Annotated in this window: 14 protein-coding genes and 3 pseudogenes; 15 read left to right on the top strand and 2 right to left on the bottom strand. The window is 56.9% G+C overall.

Annotated elements, in window-relative coordinates:
- Nucleotide 1: 1 nt before the first annotated feature.
- The 8 genes from AC3FKH_RS31560 to AC3FKH_RS31525 all read left to right on the top strand — a co-directional run bounded on the left by AC3FKH_RS31560 (nt 2) and on the right by AC3FKH_RS31525 (nt 8,450).
- Nucleotides 2-1,393, top strand: a complete 1,392-nt coding sequence (locus AC3FKH_RS31560) for an amidase (protein ID WP_488677758.1) — start codon at nt 2-4, stop codon at nt 1,391-1,393.
- 44 nt (nt 1,394-1,437) lie between these two features.
- A complete protein-coding gene (locus tag AC3FKH_RS31555) occupies nt 1,438-1,989 on the top strand; it encodes a flavin reductase family protein (RefSeq protein WP_488677757.1) in 552 nt (183 codons plus the stop codon).
- A 42-nt stretch (nt 1,990-2,031) separates the two neighbouring features.
- Entirely contained in the window at nt 2,032-2,442 is a 411-nt protein-coding gene (locus AC3FKH_RS31550; RefSeq protein ID WP_488677756.1) for a Zn-ribbon domain-containing OB-fold protein, read from the top strand.
- Complete coding sequence (locus AC3FKH_RS31545; protein WP_488677754.1) at nt 2,439-3,587, top strand: acetyl-CoA acetyltransferase; 1,149 nt, start codon at nt 2,439-2,441, stop codon at nt 3,585-3,587. Before AC3FKH_RS31550 ends, AC3FKH_RS31545 begins: the two co-directional genes overlap by 4 nt.
- A 75-nt stretch (nt 3,588-3,662) precedes the next feature.
- Nucleotides 3,663-4,793 carry an LLM class flavin-dependent oxidoreductase gene (locus AC3FKH_RS31540; RefSeq protein ID WP_488677753.1) on the top strand — a complete coding sequence of 377 codons (1,131 nt, stop codon included), beginning with the start codon at nt 3,663-3,665 and terminating at the stop codon, nt 4,791-4,793.
- A gap of 98 nt (nt 4,794-4,891) precedes the next feature.
- Nucleotides 4,892-6,418 carry a class I adenylate-forming enzyme family protein gene (locus AC3FKH_RS31535; RefSeq protein ID WP_488677752.1) on the top strand — a complete coding sequence of 509 codons (1,527 nt, stop codon included), beginning with the start codon at nt 4,892-4,894 and terminating at the stop codon, nt 6,416-6,418.
- A gap of 68 nt (nt 6,419-6,486) precedes the next feature.
- The gene (locus tag AC3FKH_RS31530; RefSeq protein ID WP_488677751.1) at nt 6,487-6,792 is read left to right on the top strand and encodes a DUF485 domain-containing protein; all 306 of its coding nucleotides are present in this window, start codon (nt 6,487-6,489) and stop codon (nt 6,790-6,792) included.
- On the top strand, nt 6,789-8,450 hold the full coding sequence (locus tag AC3FKH_RS31525) for a cation acetate symporter (RefSeq protein WP_488677750.1): 1,662 nt from the start codon (nt 6,789-6,791) through the stop codon (nt 8,448-8,450). Before AC3FKH_RS31530 ends, AC3FKH_RS31525 begins: the two co-directional genes overlap by 4 nt.
- Nucleotides 8,451-8,519: 69 nt before the next feature.
- On the opposite strand, the pseudogene AC3FKH_RS31520 reads toward AC3FKH_RS31525, so the two are convergent.
- Nucleotides 8,520-9,277 (bottom strand): annotated as a pseudogene (locus AC3FKH_RS31520) (IS5 family transposase).
- A gap of 122 nt (nt 9,278-9,399) precedes the next feature.
- Between AC3FKH_RS31520 and AC3FKH_RS31515 the strand changes: the two are divergent.
- The 3 genes and pseudogenes from AC3FKH_RS31515 to AC3FKH_RS31505 all read left to right on the top strand — a co-directional run bounded on the left by AC3FKH_RS31515 (nt 9,400) and on the right by AC3FKH_RS31505 (nt 12,319).
- A complete protein-coding gene (locus tag AC3FKH_RS31515; RefSeq protein ID WP_488677749.1) occupies nt 9,400-10,533 on the top strand; it encodes an IS701 family transposase in 1,134 nt (377 codons plus the stop codon).
- Nucleotides 10,534-10,903: 370 nt separating this feature from the next.
- Nucleotides 10,904-11,506: pseudogene (locus AC3FKH_RS31510) on the top strand (ISL3 family transposase); the annotation flags it as partial.
- A 177-nt stretch (nt 11,507-11,683) separates the two neighbouring features.
- Complete coding sequence (locus AC3FKH_RS31505; protein ID WP_488677748.1) at nt 11,684-12,319, top strand: TetR family transcriptional regulator C-terminal domain-containing protein; 636 nt, start codon at nt 11,684-11,686, stop codon at nt 12,317-12,319.
- A gap of 4 nt (nt 12,320-12,323) precedes the next feature.
- Here the strand turns inward: AC3FKH_RS31505 and AC3FKH_RS31500 are convergent, their stop codons facing one another.
- A complete protein-coding gene (locus AC3FKH_RS31500) occupies nt 12,324-13,001 on the bottom strand; it encodes a TetR family transcriptional regulator (protein WP_488677747.1) in 678 nt (225 codons plus the stop codon).
- 204 nt (nt 13,002-13,205) lie between these two features.
- On the opposite strand from AC3FKH_RS31500, the gene AC3FKH_RS31495 reads away from it, so the two are divergent.
- The 4 genes and pseudogenes from AC3FKH_RS31495 to AC3FKH_RS31480 all read left to right on the top strand — a co-directional run.
- Nucleotides 13,206-13,517, top strand: coding sequence for a hypothetical protein (locus tag AC3FKH_RS31495; protein ID WP_488677746.1), 312 nt, complete (start codon nt 13,206-13,208; stop codon nt 13,515-13,517).
- A 190-nt stretch (nt 13,518-13,707) separates the two neighbouring features.
- A pseudogene (locus AC3FKH_RS31490) lies at nt 13,708-13,932 on the top strand (helix-turn-helix domain-containing protein); the annotation flags it as partial.
- Nucleotides 13,933-14,088: 156 nt separating this feature from the next.
- On the top strand, nt 14,089-15,318 hold the full coding sequence (locus AC3FKH_RS31485; protein WP_488677934.1) for a transposase: 1,230 nt from the start codon (nt 14,089-14,091) through the stop codon (nt 15,316-15,318).
- Between the two features lie 7 nt (nt 15,319-15,325).
- Nucleotides 15,326-15,844, top strand: a 519-nt coding sequence (locus AC3FKH_RS31480) for a TniB family NTP-binding protein (RefSeq protein WP_488677745.1), incomplete at its 3' end; no start/stop codon positions are given.

Genomic DNA, 15,844 nt, shown 5'->3' with positions numbered 1-15,844 from the left:
TATGAATGACGACCTCGCCTATTGCTCAGCCGCTGAGCTGGTTCGTGCCTACGGCGCGAAGACCCTCTCGCCGGTCGAAGTAACGCGCCACCTCCTCAGACGAATCGAGGATTTGAATCCGCGTGTTAATGCGGTGTACTGGCTTGAACCGGAACCTGCGCTTGAAGCCGCTCAGGCGTCAGAGGCGCGCTGGATGCGCGGTGCCCCTCTGAGTGCGCTCGACGGAGTGCCTACCACAGTCAAGGATGCACTTCTTACCGAAGGTATGCCGAGCTATCGGGGCTCGGCGGTGACACAGGACGAAGGAGTTGTCGCAAGCTTCGACGCGCCAGCGGTAGCGCGCCTACGAGAAAGCGGCGTGGTACTGCTAGGCAAGAATGCGATGTGCGACTACGGAATTATCGCTGGCAGTGTGAGTTCCCGCTTTGGGGTGACGCGCAATCCGTGGAATTTGTCAAAGTCGGCGGGCGCGTCGAGTTCAGGCGCAGGCGCAGCTGTCGCGGCGGGCTTTCATCCCATAGCGCTTGGCACCGACATTGTCGGTTCGATCCGCATACCAGCTTCGTTTTGTGGACTGGTTGGCTTGAAGCCGTCGTATGGGCGGGTGCCATTCTATCCACCAGTCAGCCCGGCGCTCGCCGTCGGGCCGATGGCGCGAAACACCGAGGATGTCGCGTTGATGCTCGATTGTGTGGCGCGCCCTGATACTCGCGATTTCACAGCGTTGCCTCCGGCGAAGAGTCCATACTCGACGAGACTACACGAGCTTCCGAAAAGACCACGCGTAAGATTAATTCGCGAACTTGGATTCGGCTTGACGCCAGACGCGAACGTGATTGAGTGCGTTACCCAGGCGGCAAAGCGACTAGAACAGGCAGGCGTTTCGGTCGAAGAGGGTAGGGTTACCTTTCCATCGCAGCTGCTTGACGCAGCCGAAGACTTCTATCGGGCACGCTGCTTTTCGGAGTTGAACAAGGCCGATTCGGAGCGCCAGCAAAAGTCCCAACTGCTGTACCGCTGGACTCGGGCGACAAAGAGCCAGTCAGCGGAATCGGTGATGGACGCGATGCAAGCTCTGCTGACGTTGCGCGAGAAAGCGATGGAGCTAATTCACGGTTTTGATTTTGTGATTCTTCCAACGTTTCCTACCGGCCCATTTTCGGCCGAGCTTGCGGCACCGGACGAAACAAGGATTTTTGATCCGTGGTGCAACACATTCTTGTTCAATCTTACGGAGCAGCCCGCGATTTCTGTGCCGTGCGGAAGAACAGCGGATGGCTTGCCAGTCGGTATGCAAATTGTTGGACGTCGATATGACGATCTTGGTGTTTTGCAACTCGCGTGGTTACACGAACGAATTACAGGGCGTACCAGGACATGGCCGGCACTCTGAGATGGGGCCTTAGGAAGTAGCAGCAGGTGTGAAGGAGACTTAAGATGAGTAACGAGTACCAAGGGAAAAGCAGCATGCAAGACGAGTTCCGTGCATGCTTTCAGCGACACATGACTACTGTCACGATTGTGACATCGCAGCACAACGGCGTCAGGGCTGGGCTCGCAGCTACAGCAGTTTGTTCGCTTAGCGACTCGCCACCATCTATGCTGATCTCTATCAACCGTAACGCACGCGCATGTGAACTCATCAGGGCGAGTAAGGCGTTCTCGGTAAATATGCTTTCCGACGAACAGCTTGATGTCGCTAAAGTGTTCTCACGTTCGGCGAAAAGTGTGGAGGAAGCGGAACAGAAATTTCTTGATGGTGGCCATTGGCGCGAGTGTGATGACCTGCCATGGCTAGCCGACGCACTGGCAAACGTATCGTGCCGCGTGATCCAGGAAATCGACGTGGCGTCGCATACCGTCTTCATCGGAGAAGTAAGCGATCTCCGGCTCCTGTCCGACGGGAATCCATTGCTCTACGGCTTCCGCGAATTTCATTTAAAGGGAACGCCGTTGAGCAAGGAGATTGGAAAATCCATCGCACGATGAAAAGGCGTCGTAGATTCAAAGGCAATGTTATTACAAGAGACTATGGATACTAATCTCGGACCCGAGGGGCGCTTTGTGGCGTACCTCCAGCAGGGCAGATTCATGCTGCAACGCCATAGGCAGACGGGAAAGTGCTTGTTCTACCCGCGTGTGCTTCACGTCGAAGGTCACATCGATGACTTCGATTGGATTGAGGCGTCGGGAGACGGCGTGATCTATTCCTGCACTCGTGTATTTCGTCCGCCCGAGCGTGGAGGCAACTACATGATGGCGCTGATCGATCTCGCTGAAGGGCCGCGCATGCTGTCTCGCATCGTGGATGACGACGCGCAATGCGCGAAGATCGGTATGCGAGTCAAAGCGAGCATCATGCCGAATAACTGGTCTTCAGTGGACGCGGGAACGCCCGCCGTGGTTTTTCATGTTCTCGCTGAGAAGGAGAACGTGGCATGACTAAATCATTGCGAGGAAAAACAGCGATCGCGGGCGTTGGTACTTCGCGGCTCGGCAAAGTTCCCGGCTGGAACCCGATGGAATTGATGGCTGAGGCAACTTCCGCTGCGTTGAAAGATGCTGGACTCACCCTTAGCGATATCGACGGCGTATGTGCGAGCACACTGTATCACTTCCTGCCGTCACTTTCCGTTGCCGAGTATTTGGGCATTCGGCCAAAGTGGTCTAGCGCAGATTCGGTGGGAGGCTCGTCCTTCATGTCGCACGTTCTGCAAGCTGCATTAGCAATCGAAGCGGGGCTTTGCGAAACTGTGCTAATCGCGTATGGCAGCAACGCTCGGTCGAGCGGCGATCTCAATGGCTTGATCGAGACACCGCGTTTCGAAGCACTGTATGACCTGCCGGTACCCATGGCCGGTTACGCGATGGCGGCCGCCAGGCACATGTATCAGTACGGGACGACGCGTGAGCAGCTCGCAGAAGTCGCCGTGGCGGCACGACGCTGGGCACAGCGCAATCCCGAAGCGACGATGCGCGCCGAGTTATCGATTGAAACCGTGGTCAGTGCTCCAACACTGTGCGATCCTCTGAGCCGATATGATTGCTGTCTGGTGTCTGACGGCGGGGCCGCCCTGATTCTAACGTCGGCCGCGCGAGCTCGTGGTCTTCGGCAGAAACCGGCATACGTGCTTGGGATTGCCGGTGCTCACTGGCATCGCGAGATTTCGCAGATGCCAGACTTGACTGTGACCGCCGCAGCAGAAAGCGGTGCGCGAGCCTACGCTATGGCTGGCGTCACAGCGAGTGACATTGACGTAGTAGAGCTATACGACGCATTCACGATCAACACGCTGCTATTCCTCGAAGACCTTGGCTTCTGCAAAAAGGGCGAAGGGGGCGCGTTTGTCGCAAACGGACGTATCGGGCCAGGCGGCGAACTGCCGGTCAACACGAACGGTGGAGGATTGTCTTGTGTTCACCCCGGCATGTATGGGCTCTTCTGTCTGGTGGAGGCTGCGAGACAAATCCGCGGTGACGCGGATGGGCGCCAGATTAGTAATACAAATCTGGCTGTCGCGCACGGCAATGGTGGCACATTGTCGCATCAGTGCACGACAATTCTCGGCTCAGAAGCGACGCTATGAGAAAGAATATCGAAGTCAATCGATTGAAAAGGTAATGGGGCGATCCACTACACAAATGTTTAAACGGAGATCACAATGAAATTCACTTTGCTCGTCATTCCTTTCATGCGCCAGCGGGGCGAAACTGTTGCTCTGGCGGGCCGCGATCCGGCTCGCTTCCAGCAGATGATGGATAAGGTTCGGGATCAAATGGTATTTGCCGAGTCGCTCGGATACGACGGCTTCTGCATGACGGAACATCACATGCAGGTTGAGGGTGTGGAGGCGACAACCAATCCCCTCATGTGGAATCTGTACGTGGCTCAGCACACAAAGAAGATGCGAGTCGGTCAGCTTGGGATGAACCTCACGGCTATGAATCCCATCAAGGTCGCCGAAGACATTGCAATGCTTGATCAAATGACAGGGGGCCGCGCATTTGCCGGATTTTCCCGCGGCAACACCGCACGTTGGACGGCGACGATGGGCCAGCATCTGAATATCCTGTCGGCCGAATCGGATCGCTCGGAAGCCGACCAGCGCAACCGTCGTGCGCTGTATGAAAACTGGAAACTCGTGAAGTCGCTATGGACGGACGATCTTACTTCGTTTGACGGAGAGTTCTGGAAGGTGCCGAAGCCGGTACCCTGGGAGTTCAATCCGACCAAGGATTGGGGCGGTGACGCGGTCGACGAAAACGGCATTCTGCGTAAGGTCGGCATTACCCCCCGTCCGCTACAGACCCCACATCCTCCGGTATATGCCCCGTTCAGCTACTCCGTTGAGACCGCACGCTTTTGGGGAGCGGAAGGCGCGAAGATGGTCTCTTTCGTGCATCCGGACAAGGAAGAGTTCATGCCGATTGTGCTCGACGCATGCCTGAAGGCAGCGCACGAAGCAGGGCGGGACAGTAAGCCGAGCGACGTGCTGGCTATCGGCGGGCACCTGCTAATGGGGCGCAATGAGGCAGAGGAGCGCATGCTGCGCGAGGGCTTCGACGAACTGTTCAATTATGCGTACGATGCGCCGCCGTATCATGTGCCGATGGGCCGGTTGTGGGCTGGTTCGCCGCAGAAGGTGCTCGACGAAGTCATGGGCTTGCACGAGAAGTATGGAGTAGACGAGTTCTTTGTCTGGCATCACATTAACTACTTCGGCGACGACCTGGAGCGTGGTGCGCTACAGGCATTCGCTGATGCGGTTATCTCCAAGGTCGGCGACCGCTAAAGCGTTACCTGCGCCGTTCTTGAACATCAAGGTTCTGAAGCAGAAGACGGCGCAGCATACTAGAAATCGGGTAAGACAATTACAGAAGGAAGACGTCCATGAATACGTTTGGACAGGTTGTAAATCGCCATGCTCGCTCGCGAGGAACCGCACCAGCTTACGCAGATAGCCGACGTAGCGTCACGTGGCGCCAATTTGATTACAGCACTGACGCACTCGGTTCTTGCATGCGTGAACTTGGGGTATCGCCTGGCGATAGGGTCGGCATCGTCTCGCCCGATTGCGTCGAAGTTGCCGAGGTTTTCATCGCATGCGCAAAGATCGGCGCTGTGCGCGTTGGATTAAATGGAAGGCTTGCGCCGCGGGAGATCGCTCAACTCATTGAAGACTCGGAACCGTCAATTCTCTTCGTTCATTCGCGTTATGCGGCATTGATCAACGACGCTTTCCGAGAAACGGAGCGTCGGCCGGCTGTGATCGGAATGCAAGACGGTCACGGCTTCGAGCTCGACTACTTTGAGCAGATTGCAAGATTCGATAGGACTGAGCCCTTGCTTCAAACGCCGAGCGATGATCTCATGATCTGCTACACAACGGGATCGACCGGCTTGCCAAAGGGCGCTATCTACCGGCATGAGGCGATGCTGCGCTCGATCCAAGCTGTAGCGCTTGCCGAGGGCGCAAATCACGATGACGTTTGGTTGCACGCAATGCCCGCTAGCGGGGTGCCGATTATGCATATGGTACGTAACCTTGTGCATGGCTCCAAGACGGTCATACTTGGCGATTGGGATCCGGAGGCAGCCTTGTCGCTAATTGAACGCGAAAAGACGACAATCACGGTGCTCGTACCGACCATGCTGGCGTCGCTAGTCACGTCGGGGCTTGCGCCACGCTATAACCTTACCTCGATGCGGCAGTGGGGCTATGGCGCATCGCCACTCCCACCGGCAATGGTACGCGAAGCTGCCAAAGTGCTTGGCGGAGATCTTCTACAAATGTACGGTACCACCGAGCTGATGGGCATGTCGATGATGCTTTATCCGTCCGAGCATCGTCGCGGGATGAGCGAACATCCTGAATGGCTGTCGTCGGCAGGGAGGGCTCTGCCATATGTTGATGTGCGTGTTGTTGATGAAAACATGCAGGACGTCGCGCTGGGCGATGTTGGCGAGCTACTACTGCGCACAGAATTCGTAACCCCCGGATACTGGAAGGCTCCGGACAAGTACGCCGAAGCAGTCAAGGACGGTTGGTTGTGCACCGGCGATATGGCTCGTCAGGACGACGATGGCTTCCTCTATCTGAGCGACCGCGCCAAGTTTCGGATCAAGACTGGCGGGTACAACGTCTTTCCTACGGAGATCGAGAATGTGATCGCCGAACACGATGCTATTAGCGAAGTTTGCGTTGTCGGCTTGCCCGATGAGAAGTGGGGAGAGAGGATTCACGCGGTCGTTGCTCTGCGTCCCGGTCACCATCTTACGCCTGAAGAAATTCGAGATTTTTGCGCGGGAAAAATTGCGAATTTTAAGATTCCGAAAACCGTGGAGATCTGGAACGAAATTCCAAAAGGATCTACTGGAAAAATACAGAAGCGTGCAGTGATCGATTATTACCGGTAATCCGCAGAACCACTTCGATCTAAAATTGTTACTTTATTGTAACTTCCGTCCTCTCTAGGAGACAATCCATGGACGAGCAGAAACTGGAGGCAGTATGGCTCCACCCGGACTTTAGAAGGTTGGTCCAGAAGAAGACCCGCCTCGCATGGTCTCTGACCGCGGTAGTGCTCACAGCATACTTCGCCTTCATCCTGTTCCTTGCTTTTTCCCCCGGGACTCTCGCGCTTCCCATCGGAGCAAGCACGATCACGGTCGGCATTCCTGTGGCAGTTGGCTTCATCGTGCTTTCCTTCGTACTGACAGCTGTCTACGTGTGCAAGGCAAATGGTGATATTGAGGCGATCATCGAAAAGCTGAAGGTGTGTCACGCATGAAAATAGCTCCAATCTTTCTAGGCGCGTTTGTTGCGACAACGACGCATCCTGCGTTCGCGGCTGGCACTCTTCAAGGCCCGGTGACGGCCCGCCCGCTCAATGTAGTAGCGATCACAATGTTCGTCGCGTTCGTGCTGCTCACGCTGTGTATCACGGCTTGGGCGGCAAAGCGAACTCGTTCGGCGTCGGACTTCTACGCGGCAGGGGGAGGCTTGACCGGATTCCAGAATGGTCTCGCGATTGCGGGGGACATGGTTTCCGCAGCTTCCTTCCTCGGTATTTCCGCTGTCATTTTTGACCTGGGCTACGATGGAATGATGTACGCGCTCGGGATTGTTGCGGGCTGGCCGGTCATACTTTTTCTGATCGCTGAACGCTTGCGCAACCTAGGTAAGTACACGTTTGCAGATGTCGTCTCCTACCGCCTCTCGCAAAGGCCGGTCCGTATTGTTGCGGCATGCGGCACACTGACGGTCGCGATCATGTATCTCGTCGCACAGATGGTGGGTGCTGGCAAACTGATCCAACTCCTTTTCGGCACGAGCTATTTCTCTGCGGTTATGGTGGTGGGGTGCCTTATGGTGCTCTATGTGACGTTTGGTGGAATGCTCGCCACCACTTGGGTGCAAATCATCAAGGCCGTCCTACTCCTTGCTGGCGCAACGTTCATGGCGGTCATGGTGCTTGCGCATTTTGGCTTCGATCTGGAAGTCCTATTCGCCAGCGCCGTCAACGTGCATGCGAAAGGTAAGTCCATCATGTCACCCGGCGGGCTAGTGTCAAATCCCGTCGATGCTGTGTCGCTTGGTGTCGGCATGATGTTCGGAACGGCCGGACTGCCGCACATTCTCATGCGCTTCTTCACCGTTGCTGACGCGAAAGAGGCACGGAAATCCGTCGTCTACGCGACGGGCTTTATTGGCTACTTTTACCTGCTGATCCTAATACTGGGCTTCGGAGCAATTGTCATCGTGGGCACCAATGCAGATTTCCACGATGGTAGCAAGATCATTGGTGGCAGCAACATGGTGATGGTCCACTTGGCAGGCGCGGTGGGTGGAAACCTGTTCCTCGGCTTCATCTCGGCAGTGGCGTTTGCGACCGTCCTCGCTGTCGTGGCGGGACTTGCTCTGTCCGGTGCGTCGGCAGTCTCACATGACCTCTATGCGGTCGTACTGCGCCAAGGTAAGGCAACAGGAACACAGGAAATTCGCGTGTCGCGTATCGCCACTCTCGTGATTGGTGTGCTAGCCATTCTGCTTGGCCTAATCTTCGAGAACCAAAATATCGCGTTCCTGTCCGGTCTCGTCCTAGCAATCGCGGCCTCGGCTAACTTCCCGGTATTGTTCCTTTCTATGTTTTGGAAGGGGCTCACGACACGTGGTGCCGTTGCGGGATCCCTCTGCGGCTTAATGTCGGCGGTTGTCCTTCTAGTACTCGGACCTACGGTCTGGGTGGGGATTCTTAAGCATGGAAGCCCTATCTTTCCCTACTCGAATCCAGCTCTGTTCTCCATGACACTAGCTTTCGCGAGCGCCTGGTTGTGCTCAGTTCTGGATTCTTCAGCGCAGGCGAAGCGCGAGCAGCTACTCTTCACAGGGCAATTCATCCGGTCGATGACCGGCATTGGATCAGCAGGAGCTACTACCAAGCATTGAGTTTTGGGAGGGTTTCGGATGCTGGCCGCACGACTGAAGGGTCGTGCGGCGGTTTTGCCTAGGGTCTGTTCACAATTGAACTAATGGTCCGAAGGCACAGGCAAGCGATGCGAAGACGAGATAGCTGTCAGCTCGCTTGTCATACCGAGTGGAGACACGGCGAAAATGCTTGATGCGGTTGAAAAAGCGTTCGACCAGATTGCGAGTGCGATACAGGGCCCGGCTGTAGCGTCGCTTGCTGATCCGGTTCGAGCGTGGCGGAATGACTGCCTTGGCCCCTGCGGCTCGAATCGCCTGCACGAAGGCGTTGGCGTCGTAGCCCTTGTCCGCGATGACTACTTGTGCGCGCAGGCCCTCGATCAACTCAGTTGCACACGTGATGTCAGCAGCCTGACCTTCGGTGAGAATCAGCCGCAGCGGCCGGCCAATGGCGTCGATCGCCAGATGCAGCTTGGTACTCAGTCCGCCGCGCGAACGTCCGATCGCTTGCGGGCCACTTTTTTTAACGCGCCCGCCGAATGTTGGTGCGCTCTCACGATGGTCGAATCGATCAAGATGTGTTCGATCTCCCCCTCGCCGGCCACCGCGTGTGCGACTCGCTGCCAGACGCCATTGCGCCGCCATCGCGCGAAGCGCATGTACACGGTGTGCCAGCGGCCGAACTCCGCGGGAAGATCGCGCCATGGACTGCCCGTGCGGCCGATCCATAGCACCGCTTCGAAAAACCAGCGATTGTCGGCAGCCGTTCTTCCGCGATCGCCTTCCTTGCCAGGCAGGATGTCCTTGATCTTGTTCCATACATCGTCGCTCAACAGCGTCCGGACCATCTTGCCTCGCTCGCACAAAAGGCAAGATGTAAACACATCTGCTCAAATGTAAACAAGCCCTAGTACTACAGCCGTAGTTCCTTAAGGTAGAATTTCGTCACCAAAAATAATTCATAGACGAGATGGCTTCGAAGGCAAGGCAGTGGCAGCGAGAATTGGAGAGTGCCCACAGTCGACTCGAAACCCTATTCAAGCGGCCAGAACCAAGAGCGCGATCGTTGGCGTATCTGAAGGGGTTGCTGAGCAGCGTGGAACGAAAGAATGGGTGGCAGTTGGCGGAGTTCATTGGAGAAGCGACGCCAGATGGCGTGCAGCATCTGCTTGAGCGGGCTCAATGGGATGCCGATGAAGCCAGAGAGGTTCTACGTGAATATGTAATTGAGCATATTGGCGATCGAGACGCCGTGTTGATCGTTGATGAAACCGGCTTTATCAAGAAGGGGCAGCATTCGGCCGGGGTGAAGCGACAGTACAGCGGCACTGCCGGCCGAATTGAGAACAGTCAGATTGGGGTATTCCTGAATTACGCGGGTCATGGAGGCTCGGCGTTTATCGACCGGGAGTTGTATCTTCCTCAGGAATGGGCAGAGGATTCAGCACGCAGGCGGGCCGCAGGAATTCCGGCATCGGTTGAGTTTGCAACCAAGCCGCAAATTGCACGGCGCATGATCGAACGTGCCTTGGATGCTGGCCTGCCGTGTAGTTGGGTGACCGGGGACGCTGTCTACGGGGGAGATCGTCGCCTGCGGGTATGGCTGGAATCCCGTGATCAGGCGTTTGTACTTGCGGTGGCAAAAGATGAACCGCTTTGGTGGCAAGGGCCCACGTACGTACGTGCCGACGCCATTGCTCAGGCGCAGCCGCCCCGAGCCTGGAAGCGATTGTCTGCAGGTCAAGGGGCCAAAGGTGAGCGCTTGTATGACTGGGCACTTGTACCCTTGTGGCGCTTGCAGATGACCGCCGAGGAAAAGCGCTGGGGCCATTACCTATTGGTTCGGCGTTCGCTTGACGAAACGCCTGAGCACGCCTATTACGTCGTGTATGCCCCGCGCCGAAAGGCAACGCGGCAGACTTTGGTTCAGGTTGCGGGCCGACGATGGGAAATAGAAATCGGATTCGAGGCCGCCAAGGGGGAATGCGGCCTGGACCACTATGAAGTGCGTAAATGGCACGGATGGTATAGACACATCACCCTATCGCTGCTGGCTCACGCGGTTCTTGTGGTGCTTCGGACCAAGGTCAAAAAAAACTCCTGAGGACATGATCCCGCTGAGCGTGCCCGAGTTGCGCCGTCTGCTGTCAAGACTGCTATGGCATGGTGTCCATTCGATTCAGCATATCTTGGACTGGTCAGCATGGCGGCGTAGGCATCAGCTTCGTGCTCAGCTCTGCCACTATAGAAGGCGCGGGTGTCTCCAGTCCCTTTGCAATCTACGGCTGTAGTACTAGGGCGTTTTTTGGTTCTTATATGAACGCGCCGCGTTTTGTCAGATTGGGGTTACCCCGTTTCATCGGACAGATTCGCATTCGAATTTTACGTCGATGGGTTTTCTCCCCATCGACAAGGGCGAGACGGTGCTCGAGCCGGACTGGTCCGCAATCCGTTGCCTGGCAAAACCAGACGCGGCCAAACGCATCCAGGCAGTCACCATCGACATGACGACCGCATACGAGCTGGGGATTCGGGAACATTGCCCGCAAGCCGAGGTGGTCTACTAGCTGTTCCACGACGTGGCTAGGCGCGGGCGCGAGGTCATCGACCGGGTTCGCGTCGATCAAGCCAACTGCCTGTGGCACGACCTCACAGCCAGCCGGGTGCTCAAGTCCAAGCGCTGGCTACTGCTGCGGAACCGGCTGAATTTGAGCACGCCTCAGGCGGTGCAACAGGATGAGGTGCTGCACACCAATCAGCCGTTGATGACCGTCTACATCCTGCGAGACGAACCCAAGCGGTTGTGGATCTACCGCCGACCGGGATGGGCGCAGAAAGCCTGGAAGCAGCGGTGCACACAGGCACGGCAAAGCCGCATTCCAGCCGAACTGATCGCCCAGCGCCTGAACGCCTACTGGCACGGCATCGTTGCCCGCTGCCGGCACCCGTTGAATACGAGCGTGGTCGAGGGAATCAACAAGGCAATCAAGGTCATCAAGCGCCATGCTTTACGGCTACGCGATGAGGAATACTTCTTCCTCAAAATCCGGGCGGGCGGCCCCGGAATTCCTCGTTGAGTCCATTTTTTGGGGTAGCGCGACTGGGTGCCGTCGGGATTCTCGGCGGCGGGCAGCGAACCGCGCGTTACGAGCGGAAATGCGAGCGGCGCTGACTCGAGTGGTCGTGAAGCCGTCGACCCATGTGATAGTATTGATTATTCGATGAATAGGCCGCGAGGTCGCGGATCTTTAGTCATGGCAGTCAAATCCGGCGAAAACATACGGCAGAGAAATTCGGAATTGCGCAAGCGCGAACTGATCAACGCTGCCATTCAGTCGATCTCTGAAATCGGCTATAACGAAGTAACTGTCGGCACGATCTGCGAGGTAGCTGGTATGTCACGTGGCATGATCCGGCACTACTTCAAGGGTAAGGACGCACTATTGCTTGAGGCGGTCAAGTACGTCGCCGCTGAAATTGCTGCGGCCACTCGCGCGGCATCTTCAGCTGCTGGCGACGATGCTGTGAAGCGTTTGTATGCAACGGTTCACGCGAGTTTTAGTACCCCGGCACTGACTGAAAGAAACGCATGCGTGTGGGTCGCACTCGCTGGCAACGCACGGTGGTCGCCAGAACTCTCTACCCTCTATCGAGAGTTATGGGGAGGCTACCGTCAAGCGCTAGCGCGACTTTTTGAGCGAGCGGCGAAAGAGCGCGCCATCGACCTCGATTCAACACTTGCGGCAATAACTTTCACAAATCTACTGGAGGGACTATGGGTCGGATGGGCCGCCGATTCCGCGGAGATCAGCCGGCAGCGCGCAGAAGCAGCCTGTGCGACTTATCTTGACGCCATCTTCGGAAAGGAAAATGAGAAGGATGTTTTGTAGTGGCCTACACTGTGGCTCTGGGATGAGCTTGAGCTGCGACGCTGCTCCTCTTTTTGCTTTCGTGCAAAATTAGATCGACGTAGTTGTGACAGCATAACTCTGCTTGGCGCGAGTTAATGCTGGTGCAATCTGCTGCTATGCCGACCCACAGGCCTTCTACTAGTTGAGAGAAGGCTAAGGCGACATCCGGTGCATTGATCGCAATTCCCCGCGCTTGGGCCGCGCGGGAGAATAATCGACTTACGCCGCTGCGATAGTCGATCCAAATCTGGCGGTAAATGGCCGCCAGTCGCTCAGACCAGCGCGCCGACGTTGCGAGTGCTACCCAAACGGCAATCTTTTCATCTGTGAGGCCGGGTGGTGTGAAGCTAGCGTGAATCAGCGCGTGCAGCATTTGCGCGGGATCAGGCTTTGCGGCATTTGCTGCATTGCGGATCGCACTCCCCAACTCCACAGCGACTTCCTTTACGGCTTCAAGTAGGAGGTCCTCCTTACTCGAAAAATAGTGGCCAATAAGACCCCGCGAAAAACCGGCCTCAGCGCAAATCGACTCGACTGTCACAGCTGCGTAGCCATTACGTGCGATGTCTCGGATTGCCGCTTCGATGAGATCGCGTCGTCGCTCAGTTGCTACGCGGGATGGGCCTGGCTTGCGTCGCGTTTGAGAAGGTTGGGTCGGCATCCATGGTCTCCACAATGAATCAGGCATATTGTAAGCCAAGGATCCGTATGTATTCCCAAAATCATAAGCGTGCGATGCGTTTCCTGGCGAGGGATGTCGTGCATAACCAATCCTTCCCGTCACAACGAATTCAATGTGGCTGAGACGAGGGCGGGAGTTTCTGCTGATCGGGGCGGATTGTCTTGCGCCGGATCAGCCCTGTCTTTGAAAGGAGGCACCCTTCAAGAGCAGTTCGGATATCGAACTCCGCAATCAACGGGTATTCATCACCGGCGGCAGTTGCGGCATCAGCGAGGGCGCGCGCGTGGCCATCGTTTCGCGCAGCGCCGAAACCTTGACGAAGGCCTGCGCCAAGCAGGCCGAAGGCCACAGGGCGAATTTGCCAAGGACGTGGTCGCGGTACCAGCCGATCTGACCAAGGTCGCCGAGGCTGCACGCGCGGTGGATGAACCGGTGGCAGGACTCGGCGGCATCGACATTTTGGTGACCTCCGCCGGTGTTGAGGATCGAGGATAGTGGGACCAGTGCTCACGTATGCGCGACAGGCTACACGGGCGCTATCCTCTGATTCGTATAGCTATTCCGCGCGCAAGTGCACTTTTCGACAGTTGCTTCAAAGCGACGTCCTGTCTCAGGGTTATAAGACTACGTCGAAGCGGCCAAAATCGCCTAATGTAAGACGAGGAAAAATCCTCCGGGGCCTTCGATGAAAGAGGAGCCCGACACACGCGAACAGAAAGCGGCGAAAATCTTCCGCCCGCTTGGCGAGGCGCCGCTCACGCGCAAGCAGGCACTGCGTGCAGCGCAGCTATTAGGCGTACACCGTTCTTCAGTTTACCGGCTGCGCCGACGCTATCTGGAAGATCCGGTGACTGCGTCACTGGTCCGGTGCCGACCCGGACCACCCCGAGGTCGACACCTGTTATCGGATCAACTAGAGGCAATCGTCCAGGACGTCCTATCCGATTGGCTTCCGCGGCAGAAGCATCTAGCGCATCCCCTCCATGCCATTTGCCGAGAGATCCGCATGCGGTGCAACGCGGCAAGGGCCACGCCACCATCGCGCGCAACGATATCCCGTCGGTGGGTGGAATACCGTGACAAAGAAAGCATGAAGCTTTCGGGCCCAGCGCCGGGCCACTTTGTGGCACGGCACCCTTTGGATATTGTGCAGATCGACCACACACTTGCCGACGTCATGCTGGTCGATGAGGTCTTTCGCCGCACGATCGGCAGACCATGGCTGACTTTGGCAATCGACGTCGCCACACGGTCGGTCGTGGCAATCTATGTCGGCTTCGACCGCCCCAACGCGGCAACTGTGGCTCTGCTTCTCACGCGGATGGTCCTGCCCAAGGCGCCGTGGCTGGCGAGCCGGGACGTCACGGTAGATTGGCCGATGCATGGCGTGCCGAAGGTCTTGCATCTGGACAACGCTGCCGAGTTCAAAAGTAAGGCACTGCGAGCGGGCTGCGTTCAGTACGGAATCGAGCTAATGTATCGCCCACCAGGCCGACCCTACTTCGGGGGACATATAGAAAGACTGAACCGTACCATGATGGAGAAGGTGCACAGTCTGCCAGGCTCGACTGGATCGTCGACGAAAGGACGAAAAGCTCGCAAGCCAGAAGCGGAGGCCGCATTAACCCTCCCAGAGTTCGAGCGATGGTTGATGTATGAAATCGGACAGACCTACCACCACAGCGCCCATCGAGGCCTCGGTGGCGCGACACCATACTCCGCATGGTTGGCGTTGTCTGAAGCATCCAAGCCCCGGCTTCTCCCTGACTCGGCTGCCGAAGAACTTCGCTTCCTCATTCAGTTCCTGCCGATGAGCGGTCGCACCATCCAGGCTGACGGCTTGACGCTGTTCTATCTGCACTATTGGCATCCAATCTTCACCGCCTGGCGGGCAGCTAAACGTCGCGTCGTGGTGCGATACCATCCAGAGGACCTGTCGAGAATCTTCGTCAGTGCCGACGGCAAGGAATACGTTGAGGCAAACTTTGCCGACTTGCGGCGTAGCCGCATCTCCCTGTGGGAGCAAAAGGCAGCACTGAAGTATCTCCGGTCGCAGGGGGAATCCCACGTCACGGAATCTGCGATATTCAACGCGATAGCCGCGCAACGCAGCATCATAGAGGGGGCGACAACGAAGCGGAGATCTGCAGACAGACGCGGAAGGGCAGGGGAGACTTCACCTTTCCCGGCGAGCGGGCGGTCCAGTCAGCAGACGAAATCCCCCGATGCGTCATCGCCCACGCCGGACGTCGACTACAGCAAGCCGGCGCCAATTTATCACGTAGAGCAACTGTGAACAGGCAATGGGTGCTTCCTTGACACACCTTCTGCCGGAGGTTCGTTCTTTAGCCAAGAGCGACGACAAAGTTCGCATTCTCGCCTTGGCTCGCGATCGATGGATCGACTATCCCCGCGCAACCCAGGCATTCGAGCTTTTGGACCGGTTGGTGAAGCTTCCTCCACGGCAGCGTATGCCGTGCGTTCTCTTGTACGGCGAATCGAACATTGGGAAGACCCAGGTCATCGCGAAATTTGAACGGCGCCATCCTCTGGAATACGACGAAATGGCGGGCGTGGAGCGCCGGAAGGTGGTGTCTATGCAGATGCCACCCACGCCTGACCAGATCCGTTTCTACACTTCGCTGCTGTTTGAGCTCGGAGCGCCGTTCAACGCATCAGCGAGGCTAAACGTACTCGAGCATCTGAGTCGCGAGTTGCTGCGGAAAGTTTCGGCGCGCATGCTGGTGGTCGATGAAGTTCATCACCTCTTGTCCGGAAACTATCGCGAGCAGCGCGCCTCACTAAACCTGCTCAAGTTTTTG

The organism is Cupriavidus sp. 21MJTG02-4 (assembly GCF_057798975.1).
The sequence above is the reverse complement of the archived record's forward strand: the minus strand, read 5'-3'. Positions and strand labels throughout refer to the sequence as shown.

What these genes read in the sequence shown, in the direction of transcription:
- AC3FKH_RS31560 (WP_488677758.1), top strand. Translation starts at nt 2, where the DNA reads ATGAATGACGACCTCGCCTATTGCTCAGCCGCTGAGCTGGTTCGTGCC.
- AC3FKH_RS31555 (WP_488677757.1), top strand. Translation starts at nt 1,438, where the DNA reads ATGAGTAACGAGTACCAAGGGAAAAGCAGCATGCAAGACGAGTTCCGT.
- AC3FKH_RS31550 (WP_488677756.1), top strand. Translation starts at nt 2,032, where the DNA reads ATGGATACTAATCTCGGACCCGAGGGGCGCTTTGTGGCGTACCTCCAG.
- AC3FKH_RS31545 (WP_488677754.1), top strand. Translation starts at nt 2,439, where the DNA reads ATGACTAAATCATTGCGAGGAAAAACAGCGATCGCGGGCGTTGGTACT.
- AC3FKH_RS31540 (WP_488677753.1), top strand. Translation starts at nt 3,663, where the DNA reads ATGAAATTCACTTTGCTCGTCATTCCTTTCATGCGCCAGCGGGGCGAA.
- AC3FKH_RS31535 (WP_488677752.1), top strand. Translation starts at nt 4,892, where the DNA reads ATGAATACGTTTGGACAGGTTGTAAATCGCCATGCTCGCTCGCGAGGA.
- AC3FKH_RS31530 (WP_488677751.1), top strand. Translation starts at nt 6,487, where the DNA reads ATGGACGAGCAGAAACTGGAGGCAGTATGGCTCCACCCGGACTTTAGA.
- AC3FKH_RS31525 (WP_488677750.1), top strand. Translation starts at nt 6,789, where the DNA reads ATGAAAATAGCTCCAATCTTTCTAGGCGCGTTTGTTGCGACAACGACG.
- AC3FKH_RS31515 (WP_488677749.1), top strand. Translation starts at nt 9,400, where the DNA reads ATGGCTTCGAAGGCAAGGCAGTGGCAGCGAGAATTGGAGAGTGCCCAC.
- AC3FKH_RS31505 (WP_488677748.1), top strand. Translation starts at nt 11,684, where the DNA reads ATGGCAGTCAAATCCGGCGAAAACATACGGCAGAGAAATTCGGAATTG.
- AC3FKH_RS31500 (WP_488677747.1), bottom strand. Translation starts at nt 13,001, where the DNA reads ATGCCGACCCAACCTTCTCAAACGCGACGCAAGCCAGGCCCATCCCGC.